Below are 23,184 nucleotides of genomic sequence, written 5' to 3'. Positions count from 1 at the left end.
AATGGTCGTGCTACTACCGCTACCACCACTACCCCTTTGGGGTAAGCAACTATATATTCGTCCGTTCCACGCATTTTTCTATTTGAATCAACTAGTATCCTTTAATCAAACAACATGAAAGTTCTAAAATTTGGCGGTACCTCCGTGGCCAATGCAGAAAACATATCCCAGGTCAAAAACATTGTCTCCAATACAAAGGACGATAAAGTAATTGTAGTACTCTCTGCCTTGGGGGGAATTACCGATCTACTGCTCCAAGCAGCGGATTTGGCCTCCAAAGAGGACAATACCTATAAAAAAACCCTTGCCGAAATTGAAAACAGGCATCTTCTTACGATTAAGGAATTGATTCCCATTACCGCACAGAGCAAAGTACTGAGCAAGGTGAAAAGTGAGCTGAACGGCCTGGAAACCTTACTTGAAGGGGCATACTCCATTAGTGAGACCACTTTGAAGTTGTCGGATAAGATAGTGAGTTATGGGGAATTGTTGTCCTCCCATATCATAAGCGAATTTTTTATCGCGGAGAAAATGGACGCGGTCTATAAGGACAGTCGAGAGCTTATCAAAACCAACGAAACCTATGGTAGGGCCGTAGTGGATTTTGAGCTTACCCATGACCGTTGCAGGGATTTTATGGCAGAAGTATCCCAAAGAATAGTGGTAATGGCCGGGTTCATAGCTTCCTCCATTAAGGGAAACACCACTACCTTGGGCAGGGGTGGTTCGGACTACACCGCCGCCATCATGGCCGGGGTCCTCAATGCGGACCTACTCGAAATTTGGACCGATGTCAGTGGAATGTACACGGCCAATCCAAAAATAGTGAAGCAGGCCAAGGCCATTGAACACATTTCATACGAAGAAGCTATGGAACTTTCGCACTTTGGTGCCAAAGTGCTTTACCCACCTACAATACAACCCATATTGGCCAAGGGAATTTCCATAGTGATCAAGAACACCTTTAGGCCTCAGGATCCGGGTACCCTGATTACCAAAAATCAAAACAAGGAAGGAAAGACGGTTCGCGGTATAAGCCATGTGGAACATATTGTGCTTTTATCTTTGGAAGGTCCAGGGATGGTGGGGGTTCCGGGAATATCAAAACGGTTTTTTGAGGTGCTTTCCTTAGCGGATATCAGCGTGGTGCTGATTACACAAGCCTCTTCGGAGCACTCGATATGCGTGGGTATTTCGGCCGAGAACGCCAAAAAAGCGGCCTCCATAGTGAACGAAGCCTTTGAGTACGAGATTTCCCTTGGAAAAATAAAACCTGTCATCGTAGAAAAAGATTTGGCCATTATAGCCCTGGTGGGCGATAACATGAAAAGTCACCAAGGTCTTAGCGGAAAGATGTTCAGTACCTTGGGGAAAAACAATGTAAATATCAGGGCCATCGCGCAGGGCGCTTCCGAAAGGAACATTTCTGCCGTTATAACAAGGGAAGATGTAAAAAAGGCCCTGAACGCGCTTCACGAGGAGTTTTTTGAGGAAAATATAAAACAAATGAACCTCTTTGTAATGGGCGTGGGGAACGTGGGTTCCAAATTTCTGGCCCAAATACAAGGGCAGGAGAAATACCTAAGGGACCATCTAAAACTGAACATTAGGGTTATTGGAATATCAAATTCCCGTACCATGGTCTTTATGGAGAACGGTATCCCTTTACAGGATTGGGAAGAACTTCTCGGCGCAGGTGAAAAAGCGGATGCCTCAGCTTTCATAGAACGGGTAGGAAAACTGAATTTCAGAAACAGCATTTTTGTGGACAATACCGCCAGCGAGGTGGTTTCGGAGACCTATGCCACCTATCTTGAAAAGAGCATTTCGGTAGTTACCTGCAATAAGATTGCATGTGCCTCAGCATATAAAAATTACAGGCGGTTAAAGGACCTTGCCCGTGAATACAATGCCCCATTTTTATTCGAGACCAATGTAGGGGCCGGACTACCAATCATAGACACCCTGAAAAACCTGATTGCTTCCGGGGATAAGATATTGAACATACAGGCCGTGTTATCGGGGAGCCTAAATTTTGTGTTTAATAATTTCAATGATCAAACCAGCTTTCACGATATTGTGAAACAGGCGCAAGAGGAAGGCTATACCGAACCGGACCCCAAAATTGACCTCAGTGGAATAGACGTGATGCGGAAAATTTTGATTTTGGCGCGAGAGAGCGGATATCAACTCGATATTGACGACATTGAGAACAAGCCCTTTCTCCCGCAGGAAAGCTTGAACACCACTAACAATGATGCCTTTTTCGCCTCCTTGGAAAAACACGAGGCTTCCTTTCAAGACCTATACAAAAGGGCAGTGGAAGACGACGCCAAGCTTAAATATGTGGCCCAGTTCAAGGACGGAAAGGCCAGCGTTGGTTTGGAGCGTATTCCAAAAACGCATGACTTTTACAATTTGGAAGGCAGCGATAATATTGTGCTTTTCTATACGGAACGCTATCCCAACCAACCTATGATCATAAAAGGGGCCGGGGCGGGTGCAGAAGTCACTGCTTCCGGTATCTTTGCAGATATCATTAGAATCGGAAACTTTTGATCATGGAAGAAATACGAATTTTTAGTCCGGCTACCATCGCCAATATTTCATGTGGGTTCGATGTTCTGGGGCTTGCCTTGGACGGTGTTGGAGACGAAATGGTCGTTCGGAAAACATCCGAACCGGGCGTAAAGATCACCAAAATCACCGGGCAGGACCTACCCACGGACGCTCATTTAAACGTAGCGGGGGTAGCGGCCATGGCATTGCTCCAGGCCCATACATATCAGGGTGGTTTTGAAATGGAGATCCATAAGAAAATAAAGGCTGGAAGCGGTATTGGAAGCAGTGCGGCAAGTGCAGCAGGCGCCGTATGGGCCGTGAACAGACTATTGGGAATACCTTTTACAACCTTAGAGTTGGTGGCTTTCGCCATGGAAGGGGAACGTTTGGCAAGTGGTGTGGCCCATGCAGACAATGTAGCCCCCGCCCTTTTCGGGGGGTTTAGCCTAGTACGGAGTTACGACCCCTTGGATATTGTGAATATAAGTGCCCCGCCCGCCTTGGTGGCTACGGTTATCCATCCACAAATAGAGATAAAGACCTCGGATTCGAGAAAAATCCTGAAAACCAAAATATCCCTGGAAGACGGTATAAAGCAATGGGGCAATGTAGGCGGACTCGTTGCAGGTCTTTACACTCAGGATTATGGGCTTATTGGACGTTCCTTAGTGGACCATATTGTAGAACCCATTCGGTCCATACTCATCCCCGGTTTTGACGAGGTGAAATCCAAATCTCTGGACGCAGGTGCCCTTGGGTGTGGTATTTCGGGCTCGGGGCCTTCCATTTTTGGCCTCAGCAAGGGGATGGACACCGCCAAAGCAGTAGCGATATCCATGAAGGAAGTGTATCAAAAAATCGGAATTCCCTACGATATTCATATCTCCAAGATCAATTCCGATGGAATCAAGATATTGAACTAAATGAACTTTTACAGCTTAAACGGGCAAGCGCCCCAGGTTTCCTTTAAAGATGCGGTAATCAATGGTATAGCGCCCGATAGGGGCTTGTATTTTCCCGAAAAGATCGATCCGCTACCGGCTTCCTTCTTTGATGACATCGCCAGCCTTTCCAAACATGAAATAGCATTCCGGGCCATAAGGCAATTTGTAAGCTTGGATATCCCTGATGGGCCATTGCGGGAAATCATAAGCAAAGTGCTGGATTTTGATTTTCCCCTTGTGGAGCTTGGGGAAAATATGGCCACCTTGGAGCTTTTTCACGGCCCAACTATGGCCTTTAAAGACGTTGGCGCACGTTTTATGGCCCAATGTCTCGGTTATTTTTCCCAGGGAAAGAACAATGAGGTTACGGTACTGGTTGCCACCTCAGGGGATACAGGAGGAGCCGTTGCCAATGGCTTTTTGGGAGTCGAAGGGGTCCAAGTGGTCATTTTATATCCCAGCGGTAAGGTAAGCGATATCCAGGAGCGGCAGCTGACCACTTTGGGTAAAAACATTACGGCGATGGAGGTAACGGGTAGCTTTGATGATTGCCAGCATATGGTAAAAACTGCCTTTTTGGATAAGGACCTGCTTGCCCATATGCAATTGACCTCGGCCAACTCCATAAATGTGGCCCGCTGGCTGCCCCAGTTATTCTACTTCTTATTTGCTTACCGACAGGCACAAAAAAAGGAAATGGAAATCGTGTTTTCCGTTCCAAGCGGTAATTTTGGAAACATTTGTGCCGGTATGGTGGCAAAACGTCTGGGCATGCCCGCTAAACATTTTGTGGCCGCCACCAATCTGAATGATATTGTCCCCAATTACATGAAAAATGCACGTTACGAGCCAAAACCCTCCGTGGCTACTATATCGAACGCCATGGATGTGGGAGATCCCAGTAACTTTATTCGCATTAGGCACCTATATGGTAATCGTTTTGATGCACTTGCCCAGGATCTCTCCTCCTATTCCTTTACCGATACCGAGACCAAAGCGGCCATGAAGCATATTTACCGGGAATCCAAATACATTACAGACCCGCATGGGGCCGTAGGCTATTTAGGCCTTAAAAAATACCAGGCGGAGCACCCCAACACCTACGGGATATTTTTGGAAACGGCACATCCGGTAAAATTTTTGGACATCGTGGAGGACACCATTGATCAAAAGTTGCCCATCCCGCCACAAATCCAAAAGGTGATGGACGGAACAAAGAAGGCCCATGCCATAAGCTCCTACGACCAGCTAAAATCGTATTTGTTGAGTGGCTAGGTTCAATTTTAAACAGTAGTAGGCATACGTAAAAGATTTGAAAATCTTTGTTATGCTGTCGATAAATTAATCGATAAATTTGTCCATCAAATTAAAGAGGATGAAGAGCACTGCTTTGACAAAAACACACGAGGCTCTGGGAGCCAAAATGGTACCTTTTGCCGGATATCAAATGCCGGTTTCCTATGAGGGGGTTACGGTGGAACACGAAACGGTAAGACAGGGTGTGGGCGTTTTTGATGTATCCCATATGGGAGAGTTTCTGATAGAAGGCCCAAATGCCCTAGATCTGGTACAAAAGGTAAGCGCCAACGATGCCGCCAAGCTTACGGTAGGCAAGGCACAATACAGTTATTTGCCCAACGAAACAGGTGGTATTGTAGATGATCTAATTGTGTACCGGGTAAAAGAAGAGGTCTATCTTTTGGTGGTAAACGCTTCCAATATCGATAAGGATTGGCGCCACATTTCCAAGTATAACGAATCCATTGGGGCCACCATGCGAAACATTTCGGAGGACTATTCCCTGTTGGCCATTCAAGGCCCAAAAGCGGTGGAGGCCATGCAATCGCTTAGCTCGGTGGATTTGGCAACTATTAGTTTCTACAATTTTGTGGTGGCGGATTTTGCCGGAATTGCCCATGTCATTATTTCGGCAACGGGATATACCGGATCTGGCGGATTCGAGATTTATTGCAAAAACGGGGAGGTAAAGCAGGTTTGGGACAACGTACTGGAAGCAGGTGCAGACTACGGCATAAAACCCATTGGTTTAGCGGCTAGGGACACCTTACGATTGGAAATGGGCTATTGCCTTTATGGGAACGATATAGATGACCAAACCTCCCCATTTGAAGCGGGATTGGGGTGGACCACCAAATTTACCAAGGATTTTGTGAACAGCGAGGCATTGGCCAAAGCCAAGGAACATGGTGCAAAGCGAAAATTAATCGCCTTTGAACTGGATGAACGAGGTATCCCGAGACAAGGCTACGATATTGTGGACACCAACGGTGCCGTACTGGGAAGGGTCACTTCGGGTACGATGTCACCTTCACTGGGCAAAGGGATTGGACTGGGGTATGTTCCTTCCGTTTTTTCTTCGGTTGGAAGCAAGATCCACATTCAAATTAGAAAAAACGCGGTTCCGGCCACTGTGGTCAAACTCCCCTTTTACAAAGGTTAATGATCGACTTTCAGCGTATTTTGAATGAAATTTTGGGCGACCTTTCAACCGCAAAGGACAGGGGAACGGTTGCCTCCTATATTCCCGAGCTGGCCAAGATCGACATCAATAAATTTGGAATACACCTCATTGATGATGCAGGAAATGAATATAGTTCGGGTAACTCGGACGAAGCCTTTTCCATACAGAGTATCTCTAAGGTGCTTTCCTTGGGATACGCCTTTTCCATAGTAGGGGACGATCTATGGGAACGGGTAAATGTAGAACCTTCCGGAGATCCCTTTAACCATTTGTCCTTACTGGAAATGGAGAACGGCATTCCCAGAAACCCATTGATCAATGCCGGAGCCATAGTCATCGCTGATGTATTGGTCTCACGTTTAAAAAATCCCAAGGATGATTTTCTAACCTATATCAGGACCATCGCCAGTGACCCCAGCATAGCCTATGATCCCAGTGTGGCGCGATCAGAGAAGGAAACGGGCTTCCGCAACTACGCGGCGGCCAATCTTTTAAAGTCCTATGGAAATCTGGAGAACGATGTTGAACAGGTGCTCGATTTTTATTTTCATCAATGTGCCCTACACATGTCCTGCAGACAGCTGGCCAATGTATTTTACATGTTCATGAACCGCGGCAAATGCCTACATGACAACAAATATTTTAACCTCAACCATGTAAAAAGGATCAATGCCCTTATGCTTACCTGTGGTTTTTATGATGAAGCGGGAGAGTTTGCCTTTGAAGTGGGTCTTCCTGGTAAAAGCGGGGTCGGTGGAGGAATCGTGGCCGTATTGCCCAACGAATTTTCTGTGGCCACCTGGTCTCCAGGCCTTAACAAAAAGGGAAACTCCCAATTGGGTATGCTGGCTTTGGAACAGTTGACCACAAAAACCGGACGATCAATTTTTTAGCAATTGGAGAAAAGTAAAATCCTCATACTCGGTGCCAGTGGGTTTATTGGCAATGCCATCTACAGGGAGCTCTGTTCCTATTTTGACACCTTTGGTACTTACTGTTCCGCAGCTAACACCTACGATGGTAATCAACAGTTCTTTAGATATGACATGGAAGAGGACGATGTCTATCGCTTACTGGAAAAAGTACAGCCACATTTTATCATATCGGCCCTAAGAGGCAATTTTGGTGCTCAGATACAAGCGCATGGGCATATCCTGGAATACGTGTCCAAGCATGACTGTACCTTGTATTTTTTGTCCTCCGCCAATGTCTTCGATTCCTATAGCAAATTCCCTTCCTATGAATACGATAAAACGCTTTCGGAAAGTGTCTATGGCCGTTTAAAAATCAAAATAGAGAACATGCTTCTGCGTCTTCCCAAAAGAAAAACGGCTATTTTGAGAATACCAATGGTTTTTGGGAACACCTCGCCCAGGATAAAGGAAATTAAATCCTGTATCTGGAACAATGAGCCCGTGGAGGTATTTCCCAATCTAATTATGAATGTGACCAATGACGATAAACTTACCCAGCAAATCCACTACCTCATCAACCGCTCAAAAAGTGGTATCTACCATCTAGGAAGTCATGACCTGGTACACCACGAAGATTTTATCAAAGAAGTGGTGGACCGTATCGGGGATTTCAACCCTATCTATAAAAGGGTCTTTACCACCAATGACGAGCGCTACCTTGCCGTATTGCCCAAGGACAACAAACTGCCCAAAAACCTACAGACCGCTTATCAGGAGATCATTGATCACCATATCATGAGCTAGACCTAAAAAACAGTACTCCTGGCAAAGACATAATTTTATTACCTTTAATAAAATCAGATACGCTATGGAAAAATTATCACAAGCCGATATTGAAAAAAGATTGGAAAAACTGCAAGGCTGGCGGTATAACAATGGGGCTATTGAAAAGTCCTTTCGGTTCACCGACTTTAAAGAGGCCTTTGCCGTCATGACCCGTATTGCCTTTGAATGTGAGGCTCAAGGACACCATCCGGAGTGGAGTAACGTCTACAATTCCCTGTCCGTTCGTTTAAATACGCATGATGCGGGCGGAATCACCACTTACGATTTTGACCTGGCGCACACCATTGAAAAAATCGTGGGATAATGTGGGCCACATACCTTAGCTCCCCACTTGCGACCCTATCAAATTTTGCTAAATTTGTGGCAGTTTACCAATTTTAGATTAGATGGGAAGAGCTTTCGAATTCAGAAAAGCACGTAAAATGAAACGATGGGCGGCCATGTCCAAGGCCTTTACCCGTATTGGCAAGGACATTGTTATGGCGGTCAAGGAAGGTGGGGCGGATCCCGACGCAAACGCAAGACTACGGGCAGTCATCCAAAACGCCAAAGCGGTCAACATGCCCAAGGACAACATAGAAAGGGCCATAAAACGGGCCTCCGATAAGAGTCAGGGCGATTATAAGGAAGTGCTTTTTGAAGGGTATGCGCCGCACGGTATAGCCATACTGATCGAAACCGCAACCGACAACAACACCCGTACCGTGGCCAACATACGTAGCTATTTCAACAAATGCAACGGGAGCCTGGGTACCTCAGGTTCCGTGGAGTTCATGTTTGACCATACGTGCAATTTCCGCATCAATGCAGAGGGCATTGACCCCGAAGAACTGGAATTGGAGATGATCGATTACGGCGCCGAAGAGGTCTTTGTGGATGATGACGGTATCCTGATCTATGCCCCTTTCGAGAGTTTTGGATCATTACAAAAGGAACTGGAAGTCCGGGAAATTGAAATTTTATCCTCAGGTTTTGAACGTATTCCACAAGTAACCAAGGCCTTGAACGAAGAGCAAATCGCCGACGTGGAAAAACTGTTGGAAAAAATTGAGGAGGACGACGATGTACAGAACGTGTACCACACCATGCAGGAATGATTGCGCTAGATTGCGGCTGGGTCAAAATCCAGGTCCTTCCAGACATAGGGTTCCAGAATGGACAGGTTCTTCCTCTCTTTTTTACTACCAATAGTCGAAAAAATATGGTTTTTATCGGATTTGGAACGTCCTTTGTAGGGATTATGTTACAAATTTGTAACCCCTAGAATCCCCCGTTATGAAAAAGTTAATGCCCCTTTTTTCGTGTTTAGGGCTATTCCTACTCATCTCTTGTAGCTCTACTGATGGCGATGAAACACCCGTACCTGGCCCTGGTGAGCCTGGTGGTAATCCCATAGCGGATATTACCGGAAACTGGAGGGCTACCAGTGCTGTCTTTGATATTGCCTTTGCCGGAGGTCCAGAACAGATCGATGCCGTTGCGGAAGGTGGGGAAGTCCTTTTGAACATTCAGGCCAGTGGCGTTTTTACCTATACCGTGGTCATAGGGGAAAATCCTCCTGATATTATTACCGGAAGATTGGCCTTTGAAGGCACGACCGTACTCGTAACCTTTGATGCAAATCCAGGTGTTGAAGTGGTTTTCGACATCCAAAGCACTGCCACGACCTTATCTGTGGAAGGGCCCATTGTTTTTGATTTTGACGCGGATGGCACAGCGGAAAATGCGGATGCAGACCTAGACTTCGTAAAACTGTAACCCCTATCCTTTACCTTCCTTGTTACCTCCCATTACGGCATAAAAAAGAGACCCGGGGGAAAATAGGTCTCTTTGAATGTACCTTCAAGATATTGTTAACTACCTGGCAATGACCAATCTTTTCTCGAGGTTTGGTCCTTGGCCATTTACGGCAACCAGAAAATAGATTCCCGCTTTCAGCGTACTGACATTCAAGGCGTAATCTGCAGCGCGTTTGAAACTCTCCGCAGGGTATTTAGCAACCAGCATTCCATAGATGTCGTAGATCAAAAACTCCTGAATCCCGGCCTTTTCATCAATGGAAATCATGACTTCCACATTGGCAGGATTCGGATAGAGGGCCAGTGCGCTGGTCGAAATCTGATTTTGGTCCAGTACCACAAAGTTTAGGGCCAGGCTTGTTCCCTGAGTTCCTCCTAATCCACTTTCCGAATATGGCGTAGCTTCCAGACTATAATCGCCAGGTATAAAGGCCTGTCCTCCAAAGTCGCCCGAGCTATCCCCATAAAGTGCAAAGGGTGCTACGTTCTCTGTTCTCATAGCGGACATGGCACCGCCAAGTTCCAATTGGACGCTTCCCGTGCCTAAGGTGGCAAGAGCACGTATGTTAAGATTGGATGTGGGAAGAACTGAAAGGTCTACCTCAGCGCCATCGGTCAAGGTCATAATGTCTTGATCGGTATCCGCATCGACCAAGGCAAAACTTAGGATGGACAGATTTTCGTTGGTCAATTCAAAATTGACCGTTCGGGCGGTACCTATGTCGCCGCTTAGGCCCTTTCCAGAATAAGGTGTAGCTTTCAACATATAAGTACCTACTCCAAACTCCTGTCCTGAATAATTTCCGGATTTGTCACCAAATAGTGCGTAAGGAACTATGTTTTCCGTTCTTGCCGTACCCAGTGCACCTGTCAGCTCCAATCTTACGCTTTCCGTATCATTGGTCGCTTCCGCACGTATGCTCAAATTTGTCGTGGGCAGTGCGCCAATGTCAAATAGCCCTCCTTCGGTTATAAGTCCAATGTCCTCATTGGTATCCGCATTGATCAGGTAAAAGGCTGTCACGGTCAGTTCCACATCGCCGCTGAGATCCATTCCTACTATAATCGGGTCGTGGTCCGATGCACGATAGGGGTCCACGTTATACCAGGCCGCAATCTGTGCAGGGGATTGAAAATTGTCATTGTAGTCCAAGATTCTTGGTTCGTCGGCACTGATATGCCAACTGGTTGTTCCGGTGACCTGGGATTGCAAGCTGCCGTTCACAAAGGCATTGTCCAGGGAGCCCCACAGTCCTGAAAAAACAAAGCTATAGTCCTCCGGGCCTACAAGCTGGGTATAATCATCCTCGGTATCGGCGGTGTCATCCGGCCCCAATTTCATGGCAGTTATTGGGTCTTCCATTTGATATGCGTTAAAATCACCTAGCACAATAACATCGGTATCCGGGTTTCCGGTGGGGTTGGTAGCCAGCCAATCTACCAAGGCGAAGGCGGCACTGGTCCTAGTTTGGTTACAATTGCCCTGTCCATCGCCAATATCCGGATCCCCAAGGGCATCACAATCCGATCCCTTGGATTTTAAATGGGTCACGGCTACCGTAAGCCCTTCCCCGAAATCGGGATTGTCACTGTCCACAACCTCAAAGGTCTGGGCAAGTACAGGTCGGTTTTGTGTATCGATGAAACGGGCATCTACCGAACTATCAAGTATGGCAGGGGCACCCGATTCCTGCACTACGGCAGTTTTATAAATAATCCCTACTTTAATCTGGTCGGTACCGATAACACCGGCGTCCACAAACGCCCATGCATCGGCACCATCCACGGCATTTAAGCCATCAATAAGTGATTGTAAGGAGGCGGTAGCATTATTTTCCAATTCGATCAAACCTGTAATGTCCGCATCAATGGCCCGAATGGCTGCCAGTATTTTGTCTCGCTGTCTGTTGAACTCAAAGGCGGATTCGGCACCTCTTTCGTTTAAGGTGGTAAAAAAATTCAGCACATTGAAACTGGCTACTTTGATATTTCCTCCCACATCTTCAGGAACCTCCGTCCTTGGGTTGGTGCTAGAAAAATTGACCGTTCCAGTGGGTTGAATGCGGTACTGGTTAAACCCTTCTCCAAGTACTCCCGTAAGGCCGGGTTCCAAGGAATCGCCACCCCGAAGTGTGTTAAGGGCATCAAATCCAAGTGGAAATACCAAAGGCTCAGGGCCCGAACCGGTCTGGCCGTCATCCAATACAATCCGGTCCAAAAAGTTGGCGGCGGCTACGGCATTGGCATCGGTGCCCGGTGCCGCAATGGCTGTGGGCTGTGGTAGTCTGTCGTTTTGAGAGGTCAGGACTACTTCCCCAAAGCTCCCCAAATTAAAATGTTCGGTCACATAAAGTTTGTCCACAAAAGTCACGCGCATACCTTCATAGGCTTCAAGATCCGCTACTGCGTTTACAGGCAAATCAATCGTGGCCGCCGTAGGAAGGTCATTTCCACTACTAATTACCGATAGGGAACTCATGGCAATCTGGCTTTGGGCGCCAAAATCGGTAGGAGTTCCTGTAACCTGTACCTTGTCACCCACAGCAACATCTGGAAAAGCACCACAGTTATTGGACCCACAGAAAACAAAAATGCCCTCAGAGGTATTGGGGTCCCCATCGGCATCCACGTCCTCTTCCTGTACATAAAAGCCGTCTAACTGGCTGTCGTTTTGGAAATCGCCTACTACAATGGCTTCTATAATGACAGGTTCCGTAATGGCTACTGTGGTACCTGTTCCCTGCACTTGACTAATGAATACCGGCTCACCAATGATAAGCACTCCAGGCGATCCGATATCGTTCCCGCTATTGCCCCCCGCATTTTGAGCCGTATACGCGTCAAAAAGTGGTGTGGTGGCCCCATCCGTACTCAATGCCCAATTGGAGCCATCTGTATTGTCCGAAAATAAATCCGTTAAATATATGGATGCAAAGCCATCATCTGCGGGCCAAACGGTCCCATCATCGTCATAGGCAAGCTGTTCAACAACATTGTTTTGGGTTTGGTTGTCCCCGGTATAATCTTCGAAATTCTCCCAAATACCAATGGTATCACCACCATTGTTTAGGCCCATAGCGGACCAATTGCTTACGGCGATAAGGTTTACATTGCCCCAGGCCGACCCAAAATCGGCGGCGCCTACATCATCTGCATTGTACAGGATGGCTGAGGCCCCGGGGGCCAACGTGCCTCCTGCTATATTGGCACTGGGATGCGCCGTACCATTATTATCATCAATGACATAACCGGTAAGATCAATTTCCGAAGAACCGATATTGTAGATTTCCACCCATTCCCAATTGTCCTCGGCACTCGAGGGATTGTACATAACCTCGGTTATCACTAGGCCTTCCAAGGGTAGGCCGGGCGATCCGATATCGTTTCCACTGTTCCCACCCACCGCAGTAGCGGTATAGGCATCAAAAATTGGTGTCGTAGCGCCATCGGCACTCAATGCCCAATTTGTTCCAACTGTATTGTCAGCACTCAGATCCGATAGATAGATGGAACTCTGCCCATTATCGGAAGGCCATATCGTGCCGTCGTCATCATAGGCTACCTGCTCTATAACATTGAGCTGCGTTGCATGATCACCGCTATAACTGGAAAAATTATTCCAAATGCCTATAGTATCGCCACCATTGTTGAGGGCCATAGCTCCCCAGTTGGTAACAGGAATGAGGTTTACATTCCCCCAGGCTGCACGAAAATCCGAGGCACTGACATCGTCAGAATTGTATAGGATGGCCGAGGTGCCCGGTGGCAGTATTCCGCTAGCGATATTCGCGCTAGGGTGCGCAACACCATTGCCGTCATCTATGACATAACCGCTCAAATCAACAGGTTCTTCCCCGGCATTATAGATCTCTACCCATTCCCAATTGTCTTCCGCACTGGACGGATTGTACATAATCTCCGTAATGCGCAGTGTCACAATTACCGAGGACATCTCCTCTACCGTCACAATGGCCACGCAGGTAGCCATATTACCGCTGGTATCGGTTACGGTAAGGGTCACCTCGTTTTCACCAAGGTCGGCTATGGTAAAGGTATCGGTATCTATGGTCAAACTGGCGATTCCTACATTATCGGAAGACCCCCCATCCACATCGGCGGCGGTAATGGTAGCATTTCCCTCGCTGTCCAAGGATACGGTAATGTTCCTACAGACAGCGGTTGGCGGAACCATATCGTCCCCTCCTCCGCCATCGGTAGAGGGGTTTATTACGCCAAACGTATCGGTTCCCACCGTTGGGTCCGTATTAAAAATGGCAGGAGTAACATCGGTGCCGGAAGCATCGAACACCTGCCCATTGTCGGGATCGTTGATCACATAAAGCGGACCCACGCTGGCATCCCTGAAAATTAATCGGGGTTCATCACCACTAAAGGCCAGGTCGGTTCCCCCAAGGTCCGTTCCGTACAGGGTCGCTTCGTCGGCCACGGCATCCGGTACGCCAATAGCGTCCAAAACCGTTCCAAGGGATGAAAGGTCATCTGCCGTTCCATCATCATCACTGTCAATATCCGTCGTACCTGCCACACCGGTAAAGTTAGACACCAGGGCAACCGTAAATGAGGGGTTCTCCAAATCGGGAATGGAAACTACCAACAATCCGTTGCTATCAAAGGTGCCCGAAACCGAGGTGGCTCGGTCTACGAGGCCACTGGCACCATCGTTTTCAAAGCTCAATATCCACCCGGAAAACGAAGTCCCCGGCGTACCACTAAGTTCAAAATTCACGTTCGCCGGATCGGCACCGGTAGGGTTGGGTTCAAATTCACTGATCAAGGTCGACTGTGCCATCAGCGGACCGAAGCACATCAGAAAAAGGGAAATAACAAACAAGGGAGTAATTTTTTTCATATTGTGGGATGTTAAAGTGATATACGGTTTAAATTTTTAATTGTTAAAGTTTTTCTTACAAGATAATTAAAAAAGTGTTGCAAATCCATATGTATTGTAGGTCCGGGACCTACATTTAGGCTTAAGGCGATCCTGTCGTAATATTCATGGCCATATACCAGGGTGAAAGTACAGGAAAAGCTCCTTTTGTACCAGAGGTATCCGGTAATTTAATTATAGGTTAACCTTGAACTAATGTTTATCAAAGCGTACATGGTCGTATCCTCTCTTTTATGCCCAAACCATATGGTTTTTTATTTGTAAATTAAGGGGTCGCCAATCGACTAAACCTTAAACAGCTTATCATGCGCTATATCATTACCTCCTTTCTTTTCTTATTTTACATCGGAGTAGGCACTTCCCAGGAAATGCATCCGGAGAAGCTGAAAGAAATTATCACGGAAGTTTCGGATACACTTCAAACCAATGGAAACGCCATTCAATTTATGTACCAGGAGAGAATACTGATTTGTATCTATGATGAGAACGCCAATAGGATGCGGATCATCTCGCCTATCGTAGAACGTGAACAAGTGGAGGAAGAACAGCTGTTAAACGCTTTAGTGGCCAATTTCCATTCGGCCTTGGATGTAAAATATGCGCTGAGCGATGAAGTGATCTGGTCCGTATTTACCCACCCCTTGCGGGAGCTGTCGGAACATCAGTTAAGGGATGCCATACAGCAGGTCTTTGCAGCAGCGGCCACCTTTGGGACCACCTACTCCAGCACCAATTTGGTTTTCCCGGGAAATTCCAAGAAGAAAGAACCTGAGGAACCGGAAAAAATTATCAAAAAGACTTAAAAACTATAGTTGGGTACTTTCCCTTTGACCCCCTTGAAAAAGGTGTGGTATCCCTCAAAGTCGGCCTCCTGATCCTCCGTTGGGAAATGGGGTTCGGATATCTTGACCCGCTTGTTGCCGTAATCAAAGGCCACCATGACGATGGGTACCTCCGCGGCCTGGGCGATATAATAGAAACCTGTTTTCAAAGTACTCACTTTTTTACGAGTACCTTCGGGTGCCAAGGCCAAACGAAAGTATTTTCTTTCTTCAAAGATACGGGCAACGGCCTGTACGGTATCGCTACGCTTGCTACGGTCTATGGGAGCTCCGCCCATCCAGCGAAAATACCATCCGAAAGGGGGTTCGAACAGGCTTTTTTTTGCAATAAAATTGATTTCCAAATCGATTATCCGCCGTACTAGTACCCCTAATGGAAAGTCTACCCAACTGGTATGGGGCACCACAATAATGACACATTTGTCGAGCTTGGGAAAGGCCCCCACCAATTCCCATCCGAGAAGCTTATAAAAGATAAATTTGGCCAGAAATCGCATAGGGCGCAAGATAACCAACTTTTTTTACGGGAGGCTGTGCAAAATATAAAAATAGGTGACCTGGTATGGAAAGTCCTACACCTACCGGAATCAAATCTTTCTATAGATCGATTTCAACTTTTCGGGACCAATTTTGTCGCGCCAGCGTACCCCTAGGGCATTCTCCCACAAGGGTGCGAGGTCCAGTGCCACGGAGACCATAATATCCAGATCCGTTTCGGTTAGACCAGCACAGATACCCTTGGGAAGCTCAATGCCATGCTTTTCCCGCATGGTTTGAAAAAGGGCGACTCCTTTAGGGTAATACTCCTCCAAATGCTGAAAGACCAGGCAATTGCCAATACCATGCCTGACGCCCAAAAGGTAGGAAAGACCGTAACTCATGGCATGGGCCACGCCAACTTGCGAATAGGCAATACTCATTCCCCCATGCCAGGAGGCCATCATAAGTTTGTCCCTTGATTCTGCAGGACCCAAATCACCCAAATAGACTTCCTTGCAGAGCTCCAGAGCCTTTTCTCCATAACTTTGACTAAAGGCATTTAAATAAGTACCGTTCAGGGACTCGATGCAATGAATGAAGCAGTCCATTCCGGTATAGAACCACTGCTCCAGGGGTACGTCCTGAATGAGTTCTGGATCCAATACCACCTGATCAAAAGTGGTGTGATCTGAATTGATACCGAGTTTTTTTTCCGGGCCCAGTAAAACCGTGGTACGTGAAACCTCTGCACCTGTACCGCTTATAGTCGGGATTCCCACATGATACACGGCCGGAGTATCTACTAGATCCCATCCTTGGTAATCTGTGGCACTGCCCTCATTGGTCAGCAAAATGGAGACCGCTTTCGCCAAATCGAGCAGTGTTCCGCCTCCAATGCCTACTATACCTGAAGGGAGGTCCGAGAATTCTTCTTTGATCTTATTGACCAAAGCATCTACCTGATAGGTCTTGGGCTCCTCATTGGCCGAAACAAAAATAATCTGGTCATTGAAAATCAAGGGGATTCTTTCCGGGAGCCGTTTGCTCTCGAATACGTCATCGACCAGGAAAATAAAAGGGGCCTCGGAGTGCTTGCGTTTGGACATCAATATACCGCCCAGTTGATCGAAACTTCCGTTACCGAATACTACACGCGGAACCATCGGGAAGTTCATAAACTTCTTCAAACGCCTAGGAGGTACACTCTCTACTTTATAATACTGCCCTGTTTTCATTCTCGTAGTTCAAATACTTTAAAACTTCAGTGATCACACTCAAAGTGAGGTGATTATTGGTCTGTTCCACCACGGGGACCTCTTCATGCTGCCAAGTGGTGTGAAACGGAATATGGACCGCTTTCGCACCAATATTGATCAAGGGCAACACATCGGATTTTAAGGAGTTACCTATCATTAGAAATTCCTTGACATCGATTTCCAAATGATCCAAAAGGTGCTTATAATTTTCCTCCTTTTTATCACTTAATACCTCCACATGGTGAAAATACTTGGACAGACCCGATTTTTCCAACTTCCGTTCTTGATCCAAAAGGTCTCCCTTAGTTAAAACAATTAAACGGTAGCTATACCCTAATTTTTCCAAAACTTCCTCAACACCGTCCAAAAGTTCAACAGGGTGCGCTATCATTTTTTTACCAAGATTCAAGATATCCGTAATCGTTGCTTGGGAAACCTGATTATTTGAAATAGCTAGGGCAGATTCTACCATGGAAAGCATAAACCCTTTGATTCCATACCCGTAAAGTTCCAAGTTTTTCATTTCCATCTTGAAGAGTTCCTGATCGATCTGGTTCTTGGTTTCGTAGTTATCCAAAAGGTTGGCGAACTGCTCCTCTGCCTTTCTGAAATAGGTCTCATTGACCCAAAGCGTATCATCGGCATCGAACCCTATTACCTTAATATTACTAAAATCTACTTCCATACTTTTATGGCCCTTTCCAAATCTTCGGGCGTGTCTATTTCTATTCCGCTTACCTGTGTCTCTACCATTTTAATTTTCTTACCATACTCCAAATATCGAATGGCCTCGATTTTCTCTGTAGCCTCCAAATCCAACATGGGAAGACGCTGAAAATCCATCAGGGCGCGCTTTCTAAAGGCATAGATTCCCTTGTGCTTGTAGTATTTGGCCTGGGAGTCGGTAGCCCGGGGATATGGGATGGGGGAGCGCGAAAAATACAGGGCGAAATTTCTGTGGTCTACAATGACCTTTACGGTATTGGGGTTTTCTATTTCCTGTGGGTCCGTGATTCTTGTCATCAAAGAGGCGAGGTCAATTTCGGCTTCAGGATCCTGATGGAACACCTCCAGTACGCCGGCCAGGCTTTCCCTGTCCGTAAAGGGTTCATCCCCTTGAACGTTAACGATGATATCTACATCCATTTGGGTCACGGCCTCTGCTATCCGATCACTACCACACTCGTGTTCCTCTATGCTCATTATGGCTTTTCCTCCGGCAGCTTCAATGGTATCAAATATCAATTTGCTATCGGTCACTACATATACATTGTCAAACAGGCCTGTACCAACAGCTGCTTCATAGGTTCTGAGAATGACCGGTTTTCCGGCCAGATCCTGCAATAACTTCGCGGGAAACCTGGATGCGGCATAACGAGCAGGAATCATTGCTATAACCTTCATGGACTGCTAGGGATTATATTTATGTTTTTTTGGTCTAAGCTTCCGGTAAATTCTGAAAATAACGACTAAGATCACAATGACCAAGATGGCGGCAAGTGCAGGCGCAAAAATGGCCGCTGTGGATACCACCGCTGCTGTTCCCGTTTCCACGGTAGACACTAGAGGATTGGCCAATCCGCCAGTGGTGGCAGTGGATGCCACCCTCCCGGCAGCTCCGGCTCCTTTTATAGCCGTTGCCGTTCCGCCTCCCGCGATAATCGCCAAGGACCAGGTAACAAGGGGGTCCAAATTGGCTACGGTAGAGACCATGACCGCCGTACCGGCTATAGCGGCCAGGGGCACAGCAATACTGTCCAGAAGATTATCTACCCAAGGAATGAAATAGGCAAATATTTCCACCACAGTGGCTACGCCAAGTACGATCAAGGCTGCCAAGCTTCCTATCCATTCCCAGCTTTGGTTCAGCTCCCATACATCAAAATAAGCCGCTAGGCTCAGGGCGAATAAAGGTAGGAAAACCCTAAAACCAACAGAGGCTGCCAGCCCAATGCCCAAAAATATGCTTATCACGGTTTCAGACGTCATTACACTATCTTTAATACTAAATTAGGCTATTCCTGATCAAGAAAAAAATCGTTCTTAAACCCTATCAGGTAGAGTTGATTCTTGGCTCGTGTCACGGCAGTATACAGCCATCTTAAATATTCCTTGTCTACCCCGTTGGGCAAATACGGCTGCTCCACAAAGACAGTATGCCATTGCCCGCCCTGCGATTTATGGCAGGTAATCGCATAGGAGAATTTTACCTGAAGCGCATTGAAATAGGGGTTGTTCTTTACCGCCAGAAACTTCTTGTATTTGGATTTCTCCTGCTCATAATCCTTCATTACCTCCTGATATAATCGGTTTCCATCCTCATAGGACAAGGATGGTGTTTCTGCCTTTATGGTATCTAGCAGTAATACGGTCTCAAAGGGCCGTTGGTTGGGGTAATCCACCATTTTGACCTTTACCTTGGCGAATTTAAAGCTATAGAGTTCCTTGATAGCGAATATTTCAAGAACCTCAATAATGTCCCCATTGGCAATGAATCCAGCTTCCGAATTGGGTTTTAGCCAAAAATAGTTGTTCTTCACTACCATCATATAATCTCCTACAGACAACTCATTTTCCAGGTAAAGGATCCTACTTCTGATATTCTCATTATAGAGATTGGCCCTTTTGTTGGAACGTACAATGAAGGACGTCTCCTCCTTTCCATTCTGGCTGTAGGCTTGTTCAATAGCTTCCTGAATATCATGGCCGTCCACAAGCCGCACGATGTCGTGGTAAGGGCCTACCTGGAATTTGAATCCTTCAAAATACGCCCCCTGTATTTGTTCCCGGAGACTGGTGGCGTTAACGAGTATACCGGAATCCTCGGCCTGCCGCACTACTTCATCCAATTCCAGGCGTTCTACCTCCTTATTGTAGTTCAAGGCCAAGGTGCTCTCCTCAAGGGCCGGACTCAAATCCAATCGTACCGGGGGTAACTGCGCTGTATCGCCTATTAAGATCAGTTTACAATTATGGCCCGCATATACGTACATGAGCAGGTCGTCCAATAAGGAACCGTTCTCGAACAGTTTGGAATCTGCTGGGGTATCCGGTATCATCGAGGCCTCATCCACAATAAAAATGGTATTCCTGTGCTTGTTCGGTGCCAGTACAAAACGTACCCCTCCCCCGCGCTCCTTTTTGGGAAAATAAATCTTTCTGTGAATGGTAAAGGCCTGTGTACTGGAATAATTGGACATTACTTTGGCAGCCCTCCCCGTAGGGGCCATCAGGACCGCCTTCATCGTGGTCTTCCACAGGTTGGTTACCAGAGTACCGATAAGGGTTGTTTTTCCAGTTCCTGCAAATCCTTTTAGCAAAAATATTCCATCCTTTTTTTCCGAAAGCACAAAATCGGAAAGCTTTTGCAGCGCAACCTCTTGTTTCGCAGTAGGTTCATGTGGAAACTTGTCTTTCAAAATTTTATAAAAGGATGCGGCCGTCTGTAAGTCCATAGGAGCCCAAAGATAGTCATGATTTTTGGGTGGAAACCGTTTGGCGCAAAGAAACTTTCCAGGGACGTCCACGGCCTTTTTAGGTATGGAAATGAGCGCACTCAACTAGTAAAACAGGCTCAAACCCCCATTGCCACAGTAGTTTGCACAAAATGACGACAAAGATATCATCCACAAAATCCACGTATAAAATATTAGGCAGTTTCCAAAAAAATTGTAGATTTGTGATAACCACTAAATTTAATTAACACGTATAAAATGAAGACCATAATACAAATTGCACTTTGGATAGTATGTATTGGATTGGGATATCTAATCTACAAATCCGTGAACGCCCCTATTGAATTTAAAAAAATTAAACAAGAGCGGTATTCTAAGGTAATTGCAGTATTGAAGGACATTGGTAATTCCCAAGAGGCCTATAAGACCGTAAATGGAAAGTTTGCCAATGATTTTAAGAGTTTAGTAAGTTTTGTGGATACAGGTAGGTACACCATTACCCAGCAGCGGGATTCTTCTTTTATGGAGTTTGACGAAACGTATCAAATCGATTTATTGAAAGAGGTTACCCTCGTTGATACCTTGGGCTTTGTGTCTGTCAAGGATTCCCTATTCAAGAACGACGATCGTTACAAGAGCATGATGAACGTTCCCTATGCCCAAAATGGGGAAAAGTTTGAAATGAGTGCAGATATTATTGACAAGAGCGGTTACAAGGCCCCTGTTTTTGAAGCAAAGGTGAAGAAGAATATTGTTTTGTATGACCAACCTCAAGATCTCTTGGCAGCTGAAAATGCGCATGCAAGCGTGGAAGAAGTCAATGGAACTGAAATAAGGGTCGGTTCTTTGACCGATGTAAGTACCAATGGTAACTGGCCCCCTATATATGACAAAAAAGAAGACAGACAGTAGCTTAGAGGAGTCTACAAAAGATTATCATAAATTGTCCATTCAAGTCGGCTTGAATGGACTTTCTTTTTGTGTGCTCGATACCATAGGCAATACGATTTTGACCTCGGAAAATGTTGTATTTGGGGAGGAGCAAACACCTTACGACGTGCAAAAAAGTCTTACCGCACTTTTTGAAACACACGGGCTTGCCGAGATGTTCTTTTCAGAAGTCGTGGTCATACACAAGAACAATCTGTTCAGCTTGGTACCCAAAGCGCTTTTCGATGAAAAAGAATTGGCCAACTATCTAAAGTTCAATGCCAAAATCTTGGCAAACGACCATATCGCTTACGACGAGATTGAAAGCTATGACATGATGAACGTTTATGTGCCTTTCGTAAACATTAATAATTACATTTACGAGCTTTTTGGAGAATTTGAGTTCAGGCACAATGGCACTGTACTTGTGCAGGCCCTACTAAATTCCCACGGGAACAACAGTGAACAAGCGATCTGTTACGTGCATGTATCGGAACATCATATGGAAATTGTTGTTCTTTCCCAGAAAAGACTCCTTCTCTACAACAGTTTTGACTATAGCACCAAGGAAGATTTTATCTATTATCTGCTCTTTTCCCTAGAACAGTTAAAATTAGCTACAGAGACCGTAAAACTCCGACTCTTTGGTAATATTGACGAGGCGGACGAACGTTATTCCATTTGCGCCGAGTACATAAAAAACATTTCCATCTTTGTGCCCGCAACGACCTCCTATCACCGGGAAGAAACTGAGGAGGAACCCATAGACTTTGCGGTCCTAAATGCCCTCTAATGCGTATTATTTCAGGCAAATATAAAGGCAAGCGCATAAACGCCCCCAAAGGATTGCCCGTACGTCCCACAACAGACATGGCCAAAGAAGCCCTTTTTAATATTTTGAACAACGGCTATTACTTTGATGAAATTTCCGTTTTGGACCTCTTTTCAGGTACCGGCAACATCAGTTACGAATTTGCCTCGCGGGGAACCGAGGACATCGTTGCCGTGGATGCCAATGCGAAGTGCATCAAGTTTATTGAGCAAACATCGCAAGCCAACAGCTTCAATATAGCAACGGTTAAAAGTGATGTTTTTACCTATTTGCAGCGGGTACCGGTACAGGCCGACATCATTTTTGCGGATCCTCCATATGACATGTCCGTAGAAGATTTTGCAAAAATCCCGGAATTGATCTTCACAAACGGGCTGTTAAAGGAACATGGCGTTTTGATACTGGAACATTCCAAACACACAGCCCTATCCCAACTAAGGAACTTTTCGCACCAGCGAAAATATGGAGGAAGTATTTTTAGTTTCTTTACCGCTACCGATATATAAAAAGCAGGCCATAAGCCGGATTCTGTAAGGTCTGGGACCTCCTTATCATTTATCTGGGCCTTTGGTTGCCCAAAGGCTCTAACCGCCTACCCTTCAGCTTGGGCGTGCAACCCTTAAGCACTGATTTATTTGGCGTTGCACCGCATAGAGTTTACCTGATTTCACTACAGCATTACCTGTACTTGCTTTCTGTTGCACTGGTCCTTCCCCGTTTGCACGGGGAGACGGGAATTACCCGCTATGCTGCACTATGGTGTCCGGACTTTCCTCCCCAACGGTAACCGTTGGAGCGATAAGGTGACCTGCTACCACAAAGGTAATGCAATAGCCCCGGAATTGTTGATAAAAAAAGATTAAAACAGGTAGAATACGGGAGATAATATAGCTCGATTTCTATATTTGTATATTACAACGTTGGCATCATTAA

Annotated in this window: 20 protein-coding genes and 1 other RNA gene; 13 read left to right on the top strand and 8 right to left on the bottom strand. The window is 46.1% G+C overall.

All coding sequences use genetic code 11. The annotated features are described in order from the left end of the window. The first annotated feature begins 114 nt into the window (after positions 1-114). The 9 genes from thrA to ACRD67_RS19775 all read left to right on the top strand — a co-directional run bounded on the left by thrA (position 115) and on the right by ACRD67_RS19775 (position 9,506). The gene (gene thrA, locus ACRD67_RS19815) at positions 115-2,559 is read left to right on the top strand and encodes a bifunctional aspartate kinase/homoserine dehydrogenase I (RefSeq protein ID WP_430969030.1); all 2,445 of its coding nucleotides are present in this window, start codon (positions 115-117) and stop codon (positions 2,557-2,559) included. A gap of 2 nt (positions 2,560-2,561) precedes the next feature. Beyond that, positions 2,562-3,485 carry a homoserine kinase gene (locus tag ACRD67_RS19810; RefSeq protein WP_430969029.1) on the top strand — a complete coding sequence of 308 codons (924 nt, stop codon included), beginning with the start codon at positions 2,562-2,564 and terminating at the stop codon, positions 3,483-3,485. Further along, positions 3,486-4,781, top strand: a complete 1,296-nt coding sequence (gene thrC, locus ACRD67_RS19805; protein ID WP_430969028.1) for a threonine synthase — start codon at positions 3,486-3,488, stop codon at positions 4,779-4,781. 100 nt (positions 4,782-4,881) lie between these two features. Further along, complete coding sequence (gene gcvT / locus ACRD67_RS19800; RefSeq protein ID WP_430969027.1) at positions 4,882-5,967, top strand: glycine cleavage system aminomethyltransferase GcvT; 1,086 nt, start codon at positions 4,882-4,884, stop codon at positions 5,965-5,967. Then, positions 5,967-6,881: a glutaminase gene (locus ACRD67_RS19795; RefSeq protein ID WP_430969026.1), complete on the top strand. Its 915-nt coding sequence runs from the start codon at positions 5,967-5,969 to the stop codon at positions 6,879-6,881. Before gcvT ends, ACRD67_RS19795 begins: the two co-directional genes overlap by 1 nt. Positions 6,882-6,884: 3 nt before the next feature. Then, positions 6,885-7,706 carry a sugar nucleotide-binding protein gene (locus ACRD67_RS19790; protein ID WP_430969025.1) on the top strand — a complete coding sequence of 274 codons (822 nt, stop codon included), beginning with the start codon at positions 6,885-6,887 and terminating at the stop codon, positions 7,704-7,706. 64 nt (positions 7,707-7,770) lie between these two features. After that, positions 7,771-8,052 (top strand): 4a-hydroxytetrahydrobiopterin dehydratase, encoded by a 282-nt coding sequence (locus ACRD67_RS19785; protein ID WP_430969024.1) that lies wholly within the window; start codon positions 7,771-7,773, stop codon positions 8,050-8,052. A gap of 82 nt (positions 8,053-8,134) precedes the next feature. Then, complete coding sequence (locus ACRD67_RS19780; RefSeq protein WP_430969023.1) at positions 8,135-8,845, top strand: YebC/PmpR family DNA-binding transcriptional regulator; 711 nt, start codon at positions 8,135-8,137, stop codon at positions 8,843-8,845. A 178-nt stretch (positions 8,846-9,023) separates the two neighbouring features. Further along, positions 9,024-9,506, top strand: a complete 483-nt coding sequence (locus ACRD67_RS19775) for a hypothetical protein (RefSeq protein WP_430969022.1) — start codon at positions 9,024-9,026, stop codon at positions 9,504-9,506. Positions 9,507-9,605: 99 nt separating this feature from the next. Here ACRD67_RS19775 and ACRD67_RS19770 read toward each other — a convergent pair whose 3' ends face one another. Continuing rightward, a complete protein-coding gene (locus ACRD67_RS19770; protein ID WP_430969021.1) occupies positions 9,606-14,417 on the bottom strand; it encodes an ExeM/NucH family extracellular endonuclease in 4,812 nt (1,603 codons plus the stop codon). Positions 14,418-14,761: 344 nt separating this feature from the next. Between ACRD67_RS19770 and ACRD67_RS19765 the strand changes: the two genes are divergently transcribed. Further along, positions 14,762-15,259, top strand: a complete 498-nt coding sequence (locus ACRD67_RS19765) for a hypothetical protein (protein ID WP_430969020.1) — start codon at positions 14,762-14,764, stop codon at positions 15,257-15,259. On the opposite strand, the gene ACRD67_RS19760 is transcribed toward ACRD67_RS19765, so the two are convergent. The 6 genes from ACRD67_RS19760 to ACRD67_RS19735 all read right to left on the bottom strand — a co-directional run bounded on the left by ACRD67_RS19760 (position 15,256) and on the right by ACRD67_RS19735 (position 20,489). Next, on the bottom strand, positions 15,256-15,795 hold the full coding sequence (locus tag ACRD67_RS19760) for a 1-acyl-sn-glycerol-3-phosphate acyltransferase (protein WP_430969019.1): 540 nt from the start codon (positions 15,793-15,795) through the stop codon (positions 15,256-15,258). The genes ACRD67_RS19765 and ACRD67_RS19760 overlap by 4 nt on opposite strands. 90 nt (positions 15,796-15,885) lie before the next feature. Then, positions 15,886-17,013, bottom strand: a complete 1,128-nt coding sequence (locus tag ACRD67_RS19755) for an iron-containing alcohol dehydrogenase family protein (protein ID WP_430969018.1) — start codon at positions 17,011-17,013, stop codon at positions 15,886-15,888. Then, positions 16,991-17,719, bottom strand: a complete 729-nt coding sequence (locus tag ACRD67_RS19750; protein ID WP_430969017.1) for an HAD family hydrolase — start codon at positions 17,717-17,719, stop codon at positions 16,991-16,993. The genes ACRD67_RS19755 and ACRD67_RS19750 overlap by 23 nt, the downstream gene beginning before the upstream one ends. After that, positions 17,710-18,438 (bottom strand): 3-deoxy-manno-octulosonate cytidylyltransferase, encoded by a 729-nt coding sequence (kdsB, locus tag ACRD67_RS19745; protein WP_430969016.1) that lies wholly within the window; start codon positions 18,436-18,438, stop codon positions 17,710-17,712. The genes ACRD67_RS19750 and kdsB overlap by 10 nt, the downstream gene beginning before the upstream one ends. Positions 18,439-18,444: 6 nt before the next feature. Continuing rightward, positions 18,445-19,023, bottom strand: coding sequence for a DUF4126 domain-containing protein (locus tag ACRD67_RS19740; protein ID WP_430969015.1), 579 nt, complete (start codon positions 19,021-19,023; stop codon positions 18,445-18,447). Positions 19,024-19,049: 26 nt separating this feature from the next. Further along, complete coding sequence (locus ACRD67_RS19735; protein ID WP_430969014.1) at positions 19,050-20,489, bottom strand: ATP-dependent DNA helicase; 1,440 nt, start codon at positions 20,487-20,489, stop codon at positions 19,050-19,052. A 258-nt stretch (positions 20,490-20,747) separates the two neighbouring features. Between ACRD67_RS19735 and ACRD67_RS19730 the strand changes: the two genes are divergently transcribed. Genes ACRD67_RS19730 through ACRD67_RS19720 form a run of 3 tightly spaced genes read left to right on the top strand, consistent with a single transcriptional unit; the run spans position 20,748 to position 22,757 of the window. After that, positions 20,748-21,401: a hypothetical protein gene (locus ACRD67_RS19730; protein WP_430969013.1), complete on the top strand. Its 654-nt coding sequence runs from the start codon at positions 20,748-20,750 to the stop codon at positions 21,399-21,401. Beyond that, positions 21,376-22,212 (top strand): DUF3822 family protein, encoded by an 837-nt coding sequence (locus ACRD67_RS19725; protein ID WP_430969012.1) that lies wholly within the window; start codon positions 21,376-21,378, stop codon positions 22,210-22,212. Before ACRD67_RS19730 ends, ACRD67_RS19725 begins: the two co-directional genes overlap by 26 nt. Further along, on the top strand, positions 22,212-22,757 hold the full coding sequence (locus ACRD67_RS19720; RefSeq protein WP_430969011.1) for an RsmD family RNA methyltransferase: 546 nt from the start codon (positions 22,212-22,214) through the stop codon (positions 22,755-22,757). The genes ACRD67_RS19725 and ACRD67_RS19720 overlap by 1 nt, the downstream gene beginning before the upstream one ends. On the opposite strand, the gene rnpB is transcribed toward ACRD67_RS19720, so the two are convergent. Further along, positions 22,754-23,066, bottom strand: an RNA gene (gene rnpB / locus ACRD67_RS19715) — RNase P RNA component class A. The two genes, ACRD67_RS19720 and rnpB, sit on opposite strands and share 4 nt — an antisense overlap. Positions 23,067-23,184 lie beyond the last annotated feature (118 nt).

Origin of the sequence: Eudoraea algarum (genome assembly GCF_050589645.1) — a bacterium.
Classification (GTDB): Bacteria; Bacteroidota; Bacteroidia; order Flavobacteriales; family Flavobacteriaceae; genus JBNGOQ01.
Note: the sequence above shows the minus strand (reverse complement) of the source record. Positions and strands in the feature narration are given on the sequence as shown.